This is a genomic window from Trichococcus collinsii (assembly GCF_900107505.1).
GTDB classification, from domain to species: domain Bacteria; phylum Bacillota; class Bacilli; order Lactobacillales; family Aerococcaceae; genus Trichococcus; species Trichococcus collinsii.
Genome location: NZ_FNQH01000005.1, coordinates 121,206 through 136,676 on the forward strand (window position 1 = coordinate 121,206; position 15,471 = coordinate 136,676).

Sequence of the window (15,471 nt, forward strand, 5' to 3'; positions counted from 1 at the left end):
AAAGCTTGATAAATCAAACATTCTGCACTTCGCAGAAAAAACCCTCTTATTTCTCTATTCTTACCATCAGCAATAATAACACGTTCCGCAGAGTTTTACAAATCATTTTCTCTTAAAATAATGAAATTTCTTACAAAAAAACCTTGTTGTAAGGATATTTCCAATGAAAATGACAAGTAAATCTACAATTTACCGACATTTGACATATGCGCTCCACATTGGCTGTAAAAGGGATCTCCTTGCTTTCGCGACGACGTGACCCATCCAAATCCTTTATATTTCCTATTATACACGCAAAGCTGCCACAACCGCCAATAAATCAGTTCCGAAACTGGATTTGATCAGTACTTGATCGGCTTGTTGGAGCTCTGCCTTGAGCTTATCGATCAATGGCGCCTTTTCCCCAACATAATGATAAAGTTGCCCTTTCGGAAAGACAGTCTTTAATTTTTCATAAAGAGCGGCCATTTCCGTGCCGTACAGATAGACCTGATCGAACTCCACAGGAGAAATTTCAGCCGCCAAGGCAGCATGCATTTCAGCAGAACGTTCACCCAATTCACGGATATCCCCGAGCACCGCAATTTTCTTGCCCTCACGCGGTAGCTGTGCGAAGGAGCGCAGCACGGCTGTCATGGAAGTCGGGCTGGCATTGTACGCATCATTCAACAATTGCGAGCCATTTACGCCAGCTAGCCACTGCGTGCGATTGGCGGTCAGCTGAAAAGTCGCCAGCGCTTCTTTCACTTCAGCGATCGTCATGCCCAATACCTGTGCAGCGGTTAACGCAGCCAAAGCATTCCGGACATTGTAAACACCCAATACAGGGATTTCCAGATTGACATTCGGATCCAGATTCACATGGAAAGTTGTTCTGGTTTTACCAGGAACGATGGCATAGGCATAGACCGTATTCGTTTCGTCCGTGCCGAAAGTCAGCTGACGGAAGTTACTTTCCTGAGGCAGCTCTTCGGCAATCAACGGCTCGTCACCCGGATAAATGAACGTCCCTTCCGGCTTTAGCCCCTCCAAAATTTCCAATTTAGCTTTGGCGATGCCACGACGGCTCCCGAGGAACTCCAGATGGCTGTCCCCAATCAACGTGATGATGGCGACATCCGGTTTTGCCAATCGGCTCAACAAGCTGATTTCGCCGAAGTTACTCATGCCCATTTCAAGCACCAGCACCTCTGTGTCTTCCGGCATCTCCAGAATGGTCATGGGCATGCCGATTTCATTATTGTAATTGCCCTCTGTCTTATGGACACGGAATCGAGCGGACAGAACGGCAGCCGTCATGTCCTTAGTGGTGGTCTTTCCGTTGCTACCGGTGATCGCGACGACTTTCGGTTGGATCATATTCAGATAGGCTTCCGCTAGCTTTTGCAAAGCTTCCAGCGTATCGTCCACCAGAATGACGGCAATATTTTCAGGAGCTTCTCCCGCCGCACGGCTCCATAAAGTTGCCGTTGCTCCGTTTTTGATTGCAGACTGGACATAATCATGACCATCCGTTTCCCCCTGCAAAGGCACAAACAAACTGCCAGGCGTTGCTTTGCGGGAGTCGAAGACGACAGCATTTATTTCAGCAAAGCGATTAGCCGAAGTGTAGTCGATCGCCCCTACTGCTTTCACAACATCGATAATGCGTAGTGGTTTCATAGTTGATTCCTCATTTCCTATTAGTTCTCAGAAGTTTTGCCCCTGATCTTAGAAAAGCTGAACGGGTTCGTTCAACCCTGACAGAAATTTAGGAAATCTGGCCCTGAATGAGCATCGAAGAGGGCAATGGGGCAGATTTATCTAATTTCCGAGGGGCTAACCCGTGAAGCTAGCCAATATTTTGGTTGTGCAACTCCTTATAACACCTATGGTGATGCACTTTTGGATTCAAAATATTCTATACATTTCTACTGTATTAAAAAAGCCGTCCTTTCCCTAGGTTCGCAGCAAGCACTCCATGCTTTCAGTGCTGCTGACAATCCGGGAAATCACGGCCTTCCATTCATTATTCTACAAATTGATAGGACAGTTTTTCTTCATGGCGCTTCAATGCCAACTGGATCAATTCTTCCACCAGATCACTGTATTTCAATCCTGTGTGTTCCCATAGCAACGGATACATGCTGCGGGAAGTGAAGCCAGGCAAAGTATTGACTTCATTGATGTAGATTTCATTGTTTTTGGTAACAAAGAAATCGCATCGACTCAAACCGCTTCCATCCAGCGCTCGAAAAGCGATTGTTGCATAATTCTGCAATTTGGCAGTAATTTCTTCCGGTAATTCAGACGGAATCTGCAGCAATACTTCTTCATTGCCATACTTTTCTTCGTAGTCATAGAAATCTTTGGTTTTAACGATTTCACCGGGTACGGAGGTATGAACATCGTCATTTCCCAATACCGCAATTTCGATTTCACGGGCTTCGATGCCTTGTTCAACGACCACGCGACGGTCATAGCGGAAAGCCGTTTCAATCGCTGCAGTCAACTCTTCAAGATTCGTAGCTTTGGAGATGCCGACACTTGAGCCCATATTAGCTGGCTTTATGTACATCGGATAAATCAGGCTGCCTTCGCATTGGATGAAGATCTTCTCGCGATCATTTTTCCAATCATTTCGGGTTACGGCCACATAAGGCACTTGTGGCAATCCTGCTTGTTGGAAAAGATGCTTGCTGATGATTTTGTCCATTCCGCTGGCGCTGGCAAGGACACCACAGCCGACATACGGCATATTCAGGACTTCAAATAGCCCTTGTACCGTTCCGTCTTCTCCGTTAGGACCATGCAATACCGGGAAGATGACAGCATCCTCAGACTGGATGTCTGCTGGTGAAATTAGTTCGCCGTAGGATTTGCCATCCTGTGAATCGGCGAAGCGTTTCTCGGAACCCGGCTCCAAATATAAGTTTTCAGAGAATGCAACGGGTTCAGAAAGGGATTGCCCTTGAATCCATGCGCCTGCCTTGGTGATATAGACTGGCACAACTTCATAATAGTTGAAATAGATCGCCTTTATGATCGAATGTGCTGTCAGGATCGAAATATCGTGCTCAGCGCTCTTTCCGCCGTAAATCAAATAAATTTTCATCGAGAAATCCTCCGAATTTTTTGATAACTACCTTAATCAAAACATATTGTACCATATTTATTTTTTGCCTAAAACGATTTTTGTGAAAAGTGGCTTGGCATAGCTCCTGCCGAGGCCAAAACAGCTGATCCCGGCTCAATGGATACAGAAAAAGCCTAAGTTCCGGCTTAGGCTTTCATTCAAAGTCTATGTCTATTTTCCACTCATTGCGTTCCATGTCATAACAGATGGTGCCCACCGAATCTTTTTCGTTGAAACGGCCGCCGATGGTGGCATATCGGTCTTCCGCGATGAACAATGGGATGCAGTATGTATTTTCTTCGATGCTCATCTGTCTGAAGGAGATGACGGCTCCTTCTTTGAAGATCGGAATGAATTCCTTCACGCGTTCGATCGGGAATGGCGCAATTTCTTTGTCTTTCTGATAAAAACGCTTCTTCTCATTCACTTTTTCCTTTAACTTGACGGTGATGGCTTCAGCGAACAGCTCATGGAATTGCTCCAAATAGCGATAGTACATTTTTATGAAACCATTCGGCAACGTGAGGTAGATGTAACTGTTTTGTAATTTGTAATAGAACGGTGAGTGCAAGTGTGTATGCGCATGGGCGATATACAAGATCTCGGATATTTCGATTGGGGTGAGGAGATGCAACATATCCACATTCACAAAATCAATCCATTTTCCCATAGCGGTTTGATTGTCCGTCCCTTTTTGGAAGAACGCTTTTACGTTTTCTTGGCCTTTGATAACCTGAAACCCGGTATGATTATCATATGTTCCGATGCTTTTTCTTCCGTCCACCAACAATAAGTTTTCTGGAAGCTTCCGGGCTAACTTTGTGTAATCCTTCACCGCTATCCCTTTGCTCAAAACAAAATTGCTGACTGTTTCATAATGAACATATAACATATCTTCACTCATGAATGATCCCCCCCTTTCCGAAATATCCCTTATTATCATTCTACTACGCGCAAAACCGATTAAGGTATCAGTACCATGTTAATATTATTACAAATCCGTATCTTTTACAAAGATAATTTGCCTTTTTATCCTATTTTTTTTCACAGCAACAAATTGAAAGGGTTTTCATACCAAAAGCCGAACTTTATTTGTGCAATTTGGATAAAATGTCCGAAAAAAGAAGCTATTTACATAGCTTCTAATCGTTTGATTCGGTTTGCCGTTGAAGGGTGGGTCGAAAACAAGCCATCGCTTTCTACTTCTCCCTCCTTCATCCGTTTGAAAGGATTCACAATATATAGCGAAGCGCTGGCAGCATTTGCTGCCTCCATCGGGTCGCTATTCGCTATTTTATTCAAAGCGGATTTCAACCCTTCCGGATTACGTGTGAACTCAATCGCACTCGCATCAGCCAGATACTCCCTGTTACGGGAGAGTGCCAAGCGGATTATTGTCGCCACAAAAGGCGAAAGAACCAGTATAAGCAAGGAAAGGATCAGCAATACGATGCCCAATCCTCCGCTGTTATCACTTTTGCGTCGACGTCCGCCACCACCCCAGAACATCATCCGGGTGCTGAATTGGGCCAAAAATGCGATCAGCCCCGCTATCGCCAAAGCGACAGTGGATAAGCGGATGTCATAGTTGCGGATATGCGCGAACTCATGCGCCAGCACCCCCGTCAATTCTTCCCGGTTCAATTTCTTCAACAAGCCTGTTGTCACGGCGACAGAGGCCTTTTCCGGCGAATTTCCGGCAGCAAAGGCATTCGGGCTTTCATCTTCGATGATGAAGATTCTAGGAAAAGGCAACCGCGTCACGATCGTCATTTCCTCGACGATATTCCAGAGCATCGGGTATTGCGCCTTATCCGTGATTTCCCGGGCCTTGTTCAGGCTCATGACCACTTGTGTGGATTGCGCAACCATGATGGCGACGTAGACAACTCCGATGATCATCGCGAGCGCGACCCCGGACAAGGCGTTGTCCCAATTCATGTAACCGATGGCCGCCCCTAAGGCTGCAAACAGGAGAAAGAATAAGAATACAATCAGTACGGTGCGCCGTTTATTCTGCTCAATTTGTTGATGGAGCAAAGGTACTCACCAACTTTCCATCAAAATCATATTTTTTCAGAACGATACTTTCGGTACATTTTTTTCTTCTTCCGGAGTTGCCAAAACGACTTCCGGACGGAAACCATGGACACCTGCCACAACATTGCTCGGGAATGTCCCTAATTTGATGTTGTATTGTGTAACGCTCGAATTGTACAATTGGCGCGCATAAGCAATCTTATTTTCTGTTGCGGACAATTCTTCCTGTAATGCCAAGAAATTCTGGTTCGCCTTTAGATCCGGATACGCCTCCGCCAAAGCAAAAACGGTCCGCAATTGGCTCGACAGTTGATTGGACAGTTCCATCTTTTTGGCCGGATCTTCGGTTCCCATATCCGAAATCATGTTCCGCAAATTGATGACTTTGGTCAACGTTTCCTGCTCATGCTTCGCATAGCCCTTGACCGTCTCAACGATGTTCGGGATCAGATCATTCCTGCGTTTCAACTGGACATCAATTTGGCTCCAAGCTTCCGTTACCCACAATTTATTTTTCACAAGACTGTTATACAACGAAACCCATACTGCCCCGATGATCGCTGCCACTACAATGAATCCTATTAACCATTCCATTTTGCTCACAGCTCCTTTTCTCTCTTGCCGACCTAACGGCTGACCTAGACATTTTTCCGTCTACACCTTTCATTATAGAAGAGTCTATTCGTTTTGTAAAAAAATAGACTAACTCTCTCTTCGCCGAAAAGTGCTGGCATCTGTGATATCATGAAGGAAAGAAAATCAGATGAGGTGTAATTATGTATTTCATCCCGCAACACACTTTTAAAAATCTGCCCATCCTCTTCAAAACTACTCTTTTATACAAAGACGTTACTGCAGCCGATCTGCCTCAGGACTATCTTGACCTGCTGGCGGAACAGAACGGCGGCTATCTGTTATGCTCACGCATCGCGACCAAAGAGCCCACATCCGATGGCATCGATTACGCAGCCGTGCATGCGATCCTGGGACTTCACGACGATCCCCAGAACAGCCTGTATGCCCAACAAGAAATTGCCCGTTCGGCGGGGCTGCCGGATTATTTCGTGCTTTTCAGCGTCAACGGCAGCCAACTCTTTGCCTTCGACTATTCAAAATTGTCCCCGTCCGGCGAACCCAGCATCCGGTACATCGATATCGAAACGGACAATTGGCAGACTGTCGCTGCTGATTTTGGTCAATTCCTGCGTAGTCTGATTGTGGCGTCCATGAATGTTCCGGAAGAGATCCGGCTCACACACACGGAAGGAGAGCACGCCTTTTTGCTGGCCGACGCCGCGGAACTGCCGGAGCTATTTTTGCACTTCGAGGATGACCCGGACAAACACTGGTATCTCCAATGGATAGAGCATTTTTCCGACCATCCCGATGCGGCCTGTCGAAAAATCGCCTGCGAAGCGCTGGAAACGCAGATCCTCTACTTCAGGAATGTGTTACCGGCATCTGTCAAAGATGTGCTGGCGAATTTTCTTGCTGATCCGGATCCTGCGATCCAAAGGCTAGCCAGAGAGCTGGAAAAAGAGCTTGCGGATGACTGAATGCATGAGGGCAGTGTGCACTCGTTCCGCTCGCCGGAGAAGGGATCGGAGAATCAGCACCACCTCCGATGTGGAAAGGCTCGCCGGAGTTGGTGCCGCGAAAACATCGTCATCTCCGATGGGGAAGAACTCGTAGGAGGTGGGACCACAATAGCAGTCGGAACTCCGGCGAAGCCTCCGTTCACCGGAGATAAGGGCCTCGTAATACGGTCATCATAACAACAGCTAAAAGCAGGGGGTTGCCGCAACGCGGCACTTCCCTGCTTTTGTCATTACCCTTGTTCCTTCAACCACTGTTGATAAAGGTTCTTCGTCTTGTGGCCTTTGCCGAGGATGTCCAGCATCTCGTTTTGCGTTTTGCTTGCGTAGCGGCTTGTTTCGCGCTGTAGATGTAGCGGGCCCAATCCCGCTGATAGCCCGGCGTCAGTTCCGCATACAGCTTTGCGGCGTCTGGATGCTCTGCCTCCAGATATGCCTTCACATCCGGGATAAATTTCTCATAGTCAGCCCCATTGCCGCTGCTCGCTTTGTTGGGCTTACCTTTCCCTTTGACATCATTTTTCATCCCGACAAGCGTGAACGTATCATCCAGCTTGATCATCCGCGCAAATTTCAGGCTGCTGTCGCCGACATAGCCATTTCCGGCGTCCACGCCCAGGCTCGGAAAGATGGCATCGCGATGAACGGATGTATCATAGGTCTTGTTCCCAATTTTCGGATAAGCGATGTAAAGATAGCCTTCCGGATTCAGGCGCTCCGCTTTGATCGTATTCAAAACACGTTCATTCAGTTCCTGCAAAGTCAGGACATAGGAAAAAATCAGGTCGTATTTCCCGGAATCCAAATCCGTATCATAGGAGTCCAAGTCCGCGAAATCGTCAACTGTGGCGCGGTATTTTCCCAGAACGGCACGCTTTTTGAATTTATCCAACCCTAACCGCTTCGTGAGGGAGGCCGAACCTGGCAGTGGTTTGGCAATGTCCTTCTCTCCATAAAGTTGGTTCGCGTGAGCGATGTCTTCCCGGATCATCTCCTTCAGCACAGCTGTATCGATGTCGGAAAGTTTATTGACGTACACGCAACCCTTTCCGATTTTATGTTTGCCGAGTTTCCCAAGCAATTCTTCCCGTTTTCCATCCGGCAACATAAAATAAAACGTCAATGCCGTCTTGCGCGGAGAAAAAGCAGCCAGCGGAGCATCGCCTTCATGGCCGCTCGCGTACCGGTAATGATATTTCCCGAATCCGATGATGCTCGGCCCCCACATTTTAGCTTCCTCTCCAGTCACTTCCGAAAACAACGACAACAGCGCATAAGCATCCTCTTTCTTTTGCGGCTGTTGGATTTCCTCGATGAACTCCTGCACAGACACTTCCGTGGGCTTAGTCTTAGGTTCGTAAACCATATTCGCTTCCCCTCTCGTTTCTTCTTAAATCTATCATAGCAAACCAACAGACCACCCGCAAAATCCAAGCCCTGAAGACAGCCGATTGACCGGAAATATAACGTTTCTCCGGCGAACGCAGGCTTCGTCGGAGTTCGGCCTGCATTTCTGGATTTCAGCTCCGATGTTGCGGTGCTCATCGGAGCTGGACCCATCAAATTACCGGCGTCCTCCGGGGAGCGCGTCCTCCCCGGAGCTGTCCACTGATTCCGACATCCCTTCTCCGGCGAACGGCGCTGCCTCTCAAATGAATGCTCCCCCACAACCCCATGAAAACAAAAAAAGAGCCCTCCCGAAACCGGGAAAGCCCTCAAGAAGATTATGCTTCTTCTTCGTTGTTTTTGAAACCATATTTTTTGTTGAAGCGGTCCACACGGCCATCGGCTTGCGTGAATTTTTGACGTCCAGTATAGAATGGGTGTGAATCTGAAGAAATTTCTACACGGATCATTGGGTAAGTGTTGCCATCTTCCCATTCAACTTTTTCGCTTGAACCTTTAGTTGAACCTGATAAAAATTTGAATCCTGTAGTTGTATCCATGAACACAACTGTTTGGTAATTTGGATGGATTTCTTGTTTCATGTCTCTTTCGCTCCTTTTTGCCCTGGATTATTTACTAAGCCAGAGTTGTCTTTTTGTAATAAAAAGTCTACCGCAGGGTAATCCTTTTTAACGTTAAAAGGATACCACGCAAACAGCAAGAATGCAACGACAAATTTAAAAAACACGTTTTCCCCATACAGGCAGCAGTGAGAAAAACGTGTTTGCGTTATTTATTTAGAATGGCTGCAATCTCTTCTTCCGAAAGACTGCTGTCGGCATTCAGGTTCGTGAATTGGCCCGGACCATCAATCCTCACAAGAGCAGGCACCGTGCGGACGCCCATTTTGTCGCGCAGACTTTGGATCACAGGGTCTGTCGGTGTATTCAAGCTGTTTAGATAATGGATCGTCAGGTTCTTTTCTTTGCGGACCTTGTCCAATTTAGGGACAAATTTCCGGCAATACGGGCAAACGGCTTTCCCGAGATAAACGACCGCTTTTTCACCGGCAGCTAGTTTCCCTTCAAACTCTTCAGGCGTGATCTCTATGAATTCTTTTATGTCTTCTTCGTAATTTCCTTTATTAAAAAGCATTTGAAAACCTCCAGTTTTTGGGTTTTGATAGTTCCACTATACCGGGAAGCTGTAAAAAATGCTCATGATTTGCTCACACGCTCCGGCACACTTCTATTTCATCAATGCAATCCGGGTCAGCAAAGCTTCATTATTTTCGGTTGTGCTCATCTGTTTCAGGAAGCTCTCTGTATATTCCAAAGCATCCCCGCGCATGCCGCGTCGGACTTTGTAAATACTCTCCATCGTTTTCGCATCCAAGAGGAGGTCTTCTCTGCGGGTGCCCGATTTTTTGATATCGATTGCAGGGAAGATGCGGCGTTCCGCCAATTCACGGGAAAGCACAAGTTCCATGTTCCCTGTTCCTTTGAATTCTTCATAGATGACTTCATCCATACGGCTGCCGGTGTCGACAAGCGCAGTCGCGATGATCGTCAAGCTGCCGCCATCTTCGATATTCCGGGCTGCACCAAAGAAACGTTTCGGGCGATAAAAGGCTGCCGGATCAATCCCTCCACTCAAGGTCCTGCCGCTTGGCGGTATGACTAAGTTATAGGCGCGGGCCAAACGCGTCAGGCTATCCATCAGAATGACCACATCGCGTTTGTCTTCGACAAGGCGCATGGCTCTTTCCAGGACGAGTTCCGCCACCCGAACATGGTTTGCCGGTTGTTGGTCGAAAGTTGAGGAAACCACATCACCCTTCACACTGCGCTCGATATCCGTCACTTCTTCCGGACGCTCATCGATGAGCAGCATGATCAGTTCGACATCAGGATGGTTAGTGGTGATGCCGTTCGCGATTTCTTTCAGCAAAGTCGTTTTTCCTGCTTTCGGAGGCGCAACGATCATCCCACGTTGACCGAAGCCGATTGGCGAGAACAGATCGACCATCCGAGCGGTTACGTTTGTCCGGGTATTTTCCAATTTCATCTGATGGTTCGGATAAATGGGCGTTAACCCTGGGAAGTGCGAGCGCTCTTTGGCTTGATCAGGTCGTTTTCCGTTCACAGTGCTGACTTGCATCAGACCGTAATAACGTTCGGATGCTTTCGGAGGTCTGGCTTTTCCCGCCACTTTGTCCCCATTACGCAGATCGAAGCGTCTGATTTGCGACGTCGATATGTAAATGTCTTCTTGACTCGGCGAATAGTTGATCGGCCTCAAAAATCCGAATCCTTCCTGAGCAACGATATCCAAAATGCCCTCAGTCATGAAGAACCCTTGCTTTTCCTCTTGGGCACGGATGACCGCCAATGACAACTCTTTTTTGTTCATTTGGCTGTAGTAGGGGATCTTCAGTTCTCTGGCATAGGTGTATATTTCTTTAAGAGTCTTACTTTCCAACTCATGCAAGGTAAGCATATCTTCCAAACAGTTCCACCTTCCTCTCTTATCATTCTGATGATGCTTATTTTCGGCAAATGTAATATATAAGATATTCAAAACACCTTCAAAGTTGGTTACTGCTTTGAAGGTGCTCCTTATTATCGTGTTGCGCGAAGAAGTTTATTCTTCGTCTTCGATCATTTTGATATCTGCGCCTAAAGCAGTCAATTTTTCGACGATATGATCATACCCGCGCAGGATATTCTCGATACCTGAAATTGTGGTTGTGCCTTCTGCCATCAATCCTGCGATGACTAGACAGGCGCCAGCACGCAAATCGCTGGCTGTAACTTCCGCACCGGTCAATTTGTTGGGGCCTTGCATGAAGATCATGTCACTTTCCACCTTGGCCTTCGCACCCATCCTGCGGAGCTCCGGGATATGGTTGACGCGCTTAGGATAGATGGTGTCGATGATGGTGCCGTCACCGCTCGCTTTCAGCAAGAGCGGAGTCAGAGGTTGCTGCAAGTCAGTCGCAAACCCAGGGTAAGGCAACGTCTTGATGTGGACCATCTTCAGGTTATCGGATTTTTTGACCAGGATGCTGTCCTCGCCGATTTCCATCTCTACGCCCATTTCTTCCATTTTTGCGATCAGGCTTTCGATATGCTCGACGATCACATTTTTCACAAGCACACGCTCTCCCATCGCTGCGGCAGCGGCCAGATAAGTCCCTGCTTCGATGCGATCCGGTATCACGGTGTGTCTGCAACCATGTAAGCTTTCCACGCCTTCGATCCGGATAATGTCCGTCCCAGCTCCGCGGATTTTCGCTCCCATGTTGTTCAACAAGATGCAGACATCGATGATTTCCGGCTCTTTGGCCACATTCTCGATGATTGTTTTGCCTTTAGCTTTGACCGCCGCCAATATGGTGTTGATCGTCGCTCCGATCGAAACCACGTCAAGATAGATGCGCTCGCCTTTCAGCCCCTCTTCTGGTGTAGTAAGATAGATGGCGCCCATTTCATTGCGCACCGTCGCGCCCAAAGCCTCGAAACCTTTGATGTGCTGATCGATCGGTCTCGGGCCCAAGAAACAGCCTCCAGGCAGCCCAATGACTCCTTCACCAAATTTTGAGAGGATAGCTCCCATGAAATAATACGAAGCACGCAAGCTTTTGATTTTTCCGGTAGGCATCGGTATGGAAATCATGTTGGTCGGATCGATCGTGATGATGCCCTCATCCTCATCAAAAGACACTTCGACGTTGAAGTCCTCAAGGATATCTATCAGAGAGTGCACATCCTGAATGTTGGGGATGCCTTCCAAGATGACTGGGGAGTCCGCCAAAATGGCAGCCGGGATCAGCGCAACCGTGCTGTTTTTCGCTCCGCTGATGGTGATTTCACCGTTCAACGGTTTATTCCCCTCTATAACTAATTTTTTCATAAAAAAGCCTCACTTCATGTGTAGTTGCCGAACGAAAAATCGTCTGGAAATAAATGGGATCGCTCGCACGGATTGCCTTTCACGGGAAAAACAGCGCAACGATGCCGAAATACAATTATTTTTAGTTTTATTCGATTGTTGGTTGATCATTTACAATTCTAACAAAAATACAGGGTCCATTACTAGTTTTTTTATGCAATCGTCTGCTTTCCGCTATATTTCTCAATTTGATACGGCCGAACAGCGTGCGAAAAGCGTTACAAGCCCGCTCTGCCACGAAAGAACTTTAGGAAATCTGGCCTCGCAACGTTCCCTACGTTCAACTTGTACTGGGGCTCTGAGGGATGAATCCCTCAGAGCCCCATGCAAATGAGCATTGTAGAGCGCAATGGGTCAGATTTATCTAATTTCCGAGAGGCAGGCTTGGACCGCTAGTCATCTTTATTGAAGACAACTGCCCTACTTTATGATGTAATGTTAACACAAACTCAGAAATATATGGAAAATGAGGCACCAATCCAAGGACGTTCGGAAAAAAATAATAACAAAAAAGGAGATCCGGAACATTGGCCCCAGACCTCCTCGAAGATCGTTTGATTAAATTAAGCTTTGTTGCTTGAACCGAAAACTTGCATTCTTTCTTTAACGACTTTAACGATCGCTTCTTTACCAGGTCCGATAACTTTACGAGGATCATAAACGTTAGCGTCTGTAGCTAATTTTTCTCTTACAGCAGCTGTAAAGACTTGTTGGCATTCAGTGTTCACGTTGATTTTTGAATGTCCGAACTCGATAGCTTTTTTGACTTGGTGTTCTGGAATTCCTGAACCACCGTGTAATACTAATGGTTTGTGAGTCAATTCAGAAATTTCTTTCATTTCGTCGAAACCAAGTACAGGTTCGCCGGAGTAAGGTCCGTGTACAGAACCTAATGCAGCAGCCAATGCATCGATAGCTGTTTCAGTAGTCAAACGTAAGCATTCAGCTGGATCAGCGTATTGGATTCCGCCTGTGATTCCATCTTCAGTTCCGCCGACAGTTCCGATTTCAGCTTCAACAGAAGCGCCTTTAGAATGTGCGTACTCAACAACTAATTTAGTTTGAGCAATGTTTTCATCGATAGGGTAATGTGATTTGTCGATCATTACAGACGAGTAACCAGCATCGATAGCGGATTTGCAGCTTTCAAAGCTTGTACCGTGGTCAAGATGCAATGCTACAGGAACAGTGATGTCCATAGTTTCTAATAGAGCATTAGTCATAGCTGCAACAACTAAATGTCCACCCATGTATTTTGCTGCGCCTTCAGAAACACCTAAAATAACTGGAGATTTTTCTTCTTGGGCAGCTTGTAATACAGCTTGCGTCCACTCAAGGTTGTTGATATTGAATTGTCCTACGGCATACTTTCCTTCTAACGCTTTGTTTAACATATCTGTCATACTTACTAAACGACTCATTCTTGTTGCCTCCTTGGAATCCATTGGTCTATATTTCTTACAACACACCTATTTTAGCAGAAAATGAAAATATTTACTACCTTTTCAGTCAAACCTGCTCATTAAAATACAATATCAGTCAAATCGGGAGCGGAATGTCCCGCTTATTTGCCTGCGTTTTCCAGAGATGCCGCGATGAAGCCGTCAAAGATCGGCTGTGGTCTGTTCGGGCGTGAGATGAACTCAGGATGGAACTGGGCAGCAATATAGAACGGATGGTTTTTCAATTCCACAATTTCCACCAAGCGTTGATCCGGGGATACGCCTGAGAAGACCATGCCTTTTTCAGCCAAAATTTCACGGTAAGCATTGTTGAATTCATAACGATGGCGATGACGCTCTTGGACCATATCGGCGTTGTGGTAAAGTTTCTTAGCCAATGTGCCTTCCTTCAACTCGCAAGGATACAAACCTAAACGCAACGTGCCGCCCATCTCATCGATGTTTTCTTGGTCTGGCATCAGATCGATGATGTTATTTTTGCATTCCGGATTGGTTTCTGCTGAATCTGCATCTTCCAAACCAACAACATTGCGAGCAAACTCTACACAAGCCAATTGCATGCCGAGACAGATACCGAAGAACGGCACATTATTTTCGCGTGCGTATTGGATAGCAACAATCTTGCCTTCGATACCGCGGTCTCCGAATCCACCCGGAACAAGGATACCATCCGCAGAAGCCAAATACTCTTGCGCGTTCGCAGTAGTCACTTCTTCCGCATTGATCCATTGGATATCGATTTCGGTATTGTGCGCATAACCGGCGTGTTTCAATGCTTCCGCTACAGACAAATACGCATCCTGCAGTTCCACGTATTTTCCGACAAGAGCGATTTTAGTTGTTTTTTCAAGACTTTGAACTTTTTCGACCAAAGCTTTCCAATCCGTCATATCGGCTTGCGGCAGATCGGACAGGCCAAGATAATCGCAGACAATTTGGTCCATATTCTGTTCTTGGAGCATCAAAGGAATTTCGTACAATGTCTCTACGTCACGGGATTCGATTACCGCTTCGGGTTTCACATCACAGAAGGATGCCAATTTGTTTTTGATATGTTGCGGCAATGGCATTTCTGTACGAACAACCAAGATATTCGGTTGGATACCCAAACTGCGTAATTCTTTAACGCTATGTTGCGTTGGTTTTGTCTTCAATTCGCCGGCTGCGCGCAAATAAGGAATCAAAGTCGTGTGGATGTACAGCACGTTTTCAGCGCCAACTTCCATACGCATTTGACGCAAGGCTTCCAAGAATGGCAAAGATTCGATATCACCAACGGTTCCGCCTACTTCAGTAATGACGATGTCAGAATCTGTCGTTTCGCCAGCACGCATGATCTTTTCCTTGATTTCATTCGTGATGTGCGGGATTACTTGGACAGTAGCGCCTAGATAGTCCCCTTTGCGTTCTTTGCGGATGACTTCGGAATAAACCTTTCCGGTCGTCACATTTGAATATTGATTCAGGTTGATGTCGATGAAACGCTCATAGTGGCCTAAGTCCAAATCGGTTTCGGTGCCGTCATCAGTAACGAATACTTCCCCGTGTTGGTAAGGACTCATCGTACCTGGATCCACATTGATGTAAGGGTCGAATTTTTGGATTGTGATCTTCAATCCACGGTTTTTCAGCAAACGTCCTAAAGACGCCGCCACGATACCTTTACCGATTGAAGATACTACCCCGCCTGTTACAAAAATATACTTAGTCATTTTTTTCTTCCCCCTGTTTTAAAATGTGCAAAATTATGTCCGAAGGATTCTCCAACGCTGCAATAAACAAAATAAAGCTCCCTGTTCTTAAGAACAGGGAGCCGTAAAAATTCAACGTATGCTTTCCAAAAAGAATTGCTTTTTGGGAGCCCAATGAAGATGATACCTCCAATTGCATAAGGTGTCAAGAAAGAATTGGGTACCGG

13 protein-coding genes are annotated in these 15,471 nt (G+C 46.5%); 1 reads left to right on the forward strand and 12 read right to left on the reverse strand.

Features of this window, described 5'->3' with window-relative positions; genetic code table 11:
* Positions 1–285: 285 nt before the first annotated feature.
* The 5 genes from BLV66_RS12045 to BLV66_RS12065 form a co-directional block, all read right to left on the reverse strand.
* Positions 286–1,662, reverse strand: a complete 1,377-nt coding sequence (locus BLV66_RS12045) for a UDP-N-acetylmuramoyl-tripeptide--D-alanyl-D-alanine ligase (protein WP_086987010.1) — start codon at positions 1,660–1,662, stop codon at positions 286–288.
* Between the two features lie 346 nt (positions 1,663–2,008).
* A complete protein-coding gene (locus BLV66_RS12050; RefSeq protein ID WP_086987009.1) occupies positions 2,009–3,094 on the reverse strand; it encodes a D-alanine--D-alanine ligase in 1,086 nt (361 codons plus the stop codon).
* Positions 3,095–3,269: 175 nt separating this feature from the next.
* Positions 3,270–4,019: a hypothetical protein gene (locus BLV66_RS12055; RefSeq protein WP_086987008.1), complete on the reverse strand. Its 750-nt coding sequence runs from the start codon at positions 4,017–4,019 to the stop codon at positions 3,270–3,272.
* A 227-nt stretch (positions 4,020–4,246) separates the two neighbouring features.
* Positions 4,247–5,155 carry a zinc metalloprotease HtpX gene (htpX, locus tag BLV66_RS12060; RefSeq protein ID WP_086987007.1) on the reverse strand — a complete coding sequence of 303 codons (909 nt, stop codon included), beginning with the start codon at positions 5,153–5,155 and terminating at the stop codon, positions 4,247–4,249.
* Between the two features lie 36 nt (positions 5,156–5,191).
* A complete protein-coding gene (locus tag BLV66_RS12065; RefSeq protein ID WP_086987006.1) occupies positions 5,192–5,749 on the reverse strand; it encodes a LemA family protein in 558 nt (185 codons plus the stop codon).
* A gap of 182 nt (positions 5,750–5,931) precedes the next feature.
* On the opposite strand from BLV66_RS12065, the gene BLV66_RS12070 reads away from it, so the two are divergent.
* Positions 5,932–6,711 carry an SMI1/KNR4 family protein gene (locus BLV66_RS12070; protein WP_086987005.1) on the forward strand — a complete coding sequence of 260 codons (780 nt, stop codon included), beginning with the start codon at positions 5,932–5,934 and terminating at the stop codon, positions 6,709–6,711.
* Between the two features lie 286 nt (positions 6,712–6,997).
* Here the strand turns inward: BLV66_RS12070 and BLV66_RS12075 are convergent, their stop codons facing one another.
* From BLV66_RS12075 to pyrG, 7 genes are all read right to left on the reverse strand, one after another.
* Positions 6,998–8,116: a DUF1801 domain-containing protein gene (locus BLV66_RS12075; protein ID WP_093114566.1), complete on the reverse strand. Its 1,119-nt coding sequence runs from the start codon at positions 8,114–8,116 to the stop codon at positions 6,998–7,000.
* A gap of 358 nt (positions 8,117–8,474) precedes the next feature.
* Complete coding sequence (locus BLV66_RS12080; protein WP_086987004.1) at positions 8,475–8,738, reverse strand: type B 50S ribosomal protein L31; 264 nt, start codon at positions 8,736–8,738, stop codon at positions 8,475–8,477.
* 187 nt (positions 8,739–8,925) lie between these two features.
* Positions 8,926–9,291, reverse strand: coding sequence for a DUF6568 family protein (locus BLV66_RS12085; protein WP_086987003.1), 366 nt, complete (start codon positions 9,289–9,291; stop codon positions 8,926–8,928).
* A gap of 93 nt (positions 9,292–9,384) precedes the next feature.
* Positions 9,385–10,644, reverse strand: a complete 1,260-nt coding sequence (gene rho / locus BLV66_RS12090) for a transcription termination factor Rho (RefSeq protein ID WP_086987002.1) — start codon at positions 10,642–10,644, stop codon at positions 9,385–9,387.
* A gap of 135 nt (positions 10,645–10,779) precedes the next feature.
* Entirely contained in the window at positions 10,780–12,051 is a 1,272-nt protein-coding gene (gene murA, locus BLV66_RS12095) for a UDP-N-acetylglucosamine 1-carboxyvinyltransferase (protein ID WP_086987001.1), read from the reverse strand.
* 602 nt (positions 12,052–12,653) lie between these two features.
* On the reverse strand, positions 12,654–13,511 hold the full coding sequence (gene fba, locus BLV66_RS12100; protein WP_086987000.1) for a class II fructose-1,6-bisphosphate aldolase: 858 nt from the start codon (positions 13,509–13,511) through the stop codon (positions 12,654–12,656).
* Between the two features lie 143 nt (positions 13,512–13,654).
* Positions 13,655–15,265 (reverse strand): CTP synthase, encoded by a 1,611-nt coding sequence (gene pyrG / locus BLV66_RS12105; RefSeq protein WP_086986999.1) that lies wholly within the window; start codon positions 15,263–15,265, stop codon positions 13,655–13,657.
* Positions 15,266–15,471: the final 206 nt, after the last annotated feature.

What these genes read in the sequence shown, in the direction of transcription:
- BLV66_RS12045 (WP_086987010.1), bottom strand. Translation starts at nt 1,662, where the DNA reads ATGAAACCACTACGCATTATCGATGTTGTGAAAGCAGTAGGGGCGATC.
- BLV66_RS12050 (WP_086987009.1), bottom strand. Translation starts at nt 3,094, where the DNA reads ATGAAAATTTATTTGATTTACGGCGGAAAGAGCGCTGAGCACGATATT.
- BLV66_RS12055 (WP_086987008.1), bottom strand. Translation starts at nt 4,019, where the DNA reads ATGAGTGAAGATATGTTATATGTTCATTATGAAACAGTCAGCAATTTT.
- BLV66_RS12065 (WP_086987006.1), bottom strand. Translation starts at nt 5,749, where the DNA reads ATGGAATGGTTAATAGGATTCATTGTAGTGGCAGCGATCATCGGGGCA.
- BLV66_RS12070 (WP_086987005.1), top strand. Translation starts at nt 5,932, where the DNA reads ATGTATTTCATCCCGCAACACACTTTTAAAAATCTGCCCATCCTCTTC.
- BLV66_RS12075 (WP_093114566.1), bottom strand. Translation starts at nt 8,116, where the DNA reads ATGGTTTACGAACCTAAGACTAAGCCCACGGAAGTGTCTGTGCAGGAG.
- BLV66_RS12080 (WP_086987004.1), bottom strand. Translation starts at nt 8,738, where the DNA reads ATGAAACAAGAAATCCATCCAAATTACCAAACAGTTGTGTTCATGGAT.
- BLV66_RS12085 (WP_086987003.1), bottom strand. Translation starts at nt 9,291, where the DNA reads ATGCTTTTTAATAAAGGAAATTACGAAGAAGACATAAAAGAATTCATA.
- murA (WP_086987001.1), bottom strand. Translation starts at nt 12,051, where the DNA reads ATGAAAAAATTAGTTATAGAGGGGAATAAACCGTTGAACGGTGAAATC.
- fba (WP_086987000.1), bottom strand. Translation starts at nt 13,511, where the DNA reads ATGAGTCGTTTAGTAAGTATGACAGATATGTTAAACAAAGCGTTAGAA.
- pyrG (WP_086986999.1), bottom strand. Translation starts at nt 15,265, where the DNA reads ATGACTAAGTATATTTTTGTAACAGGCGGGGTAGTATCTTCAATCGGT.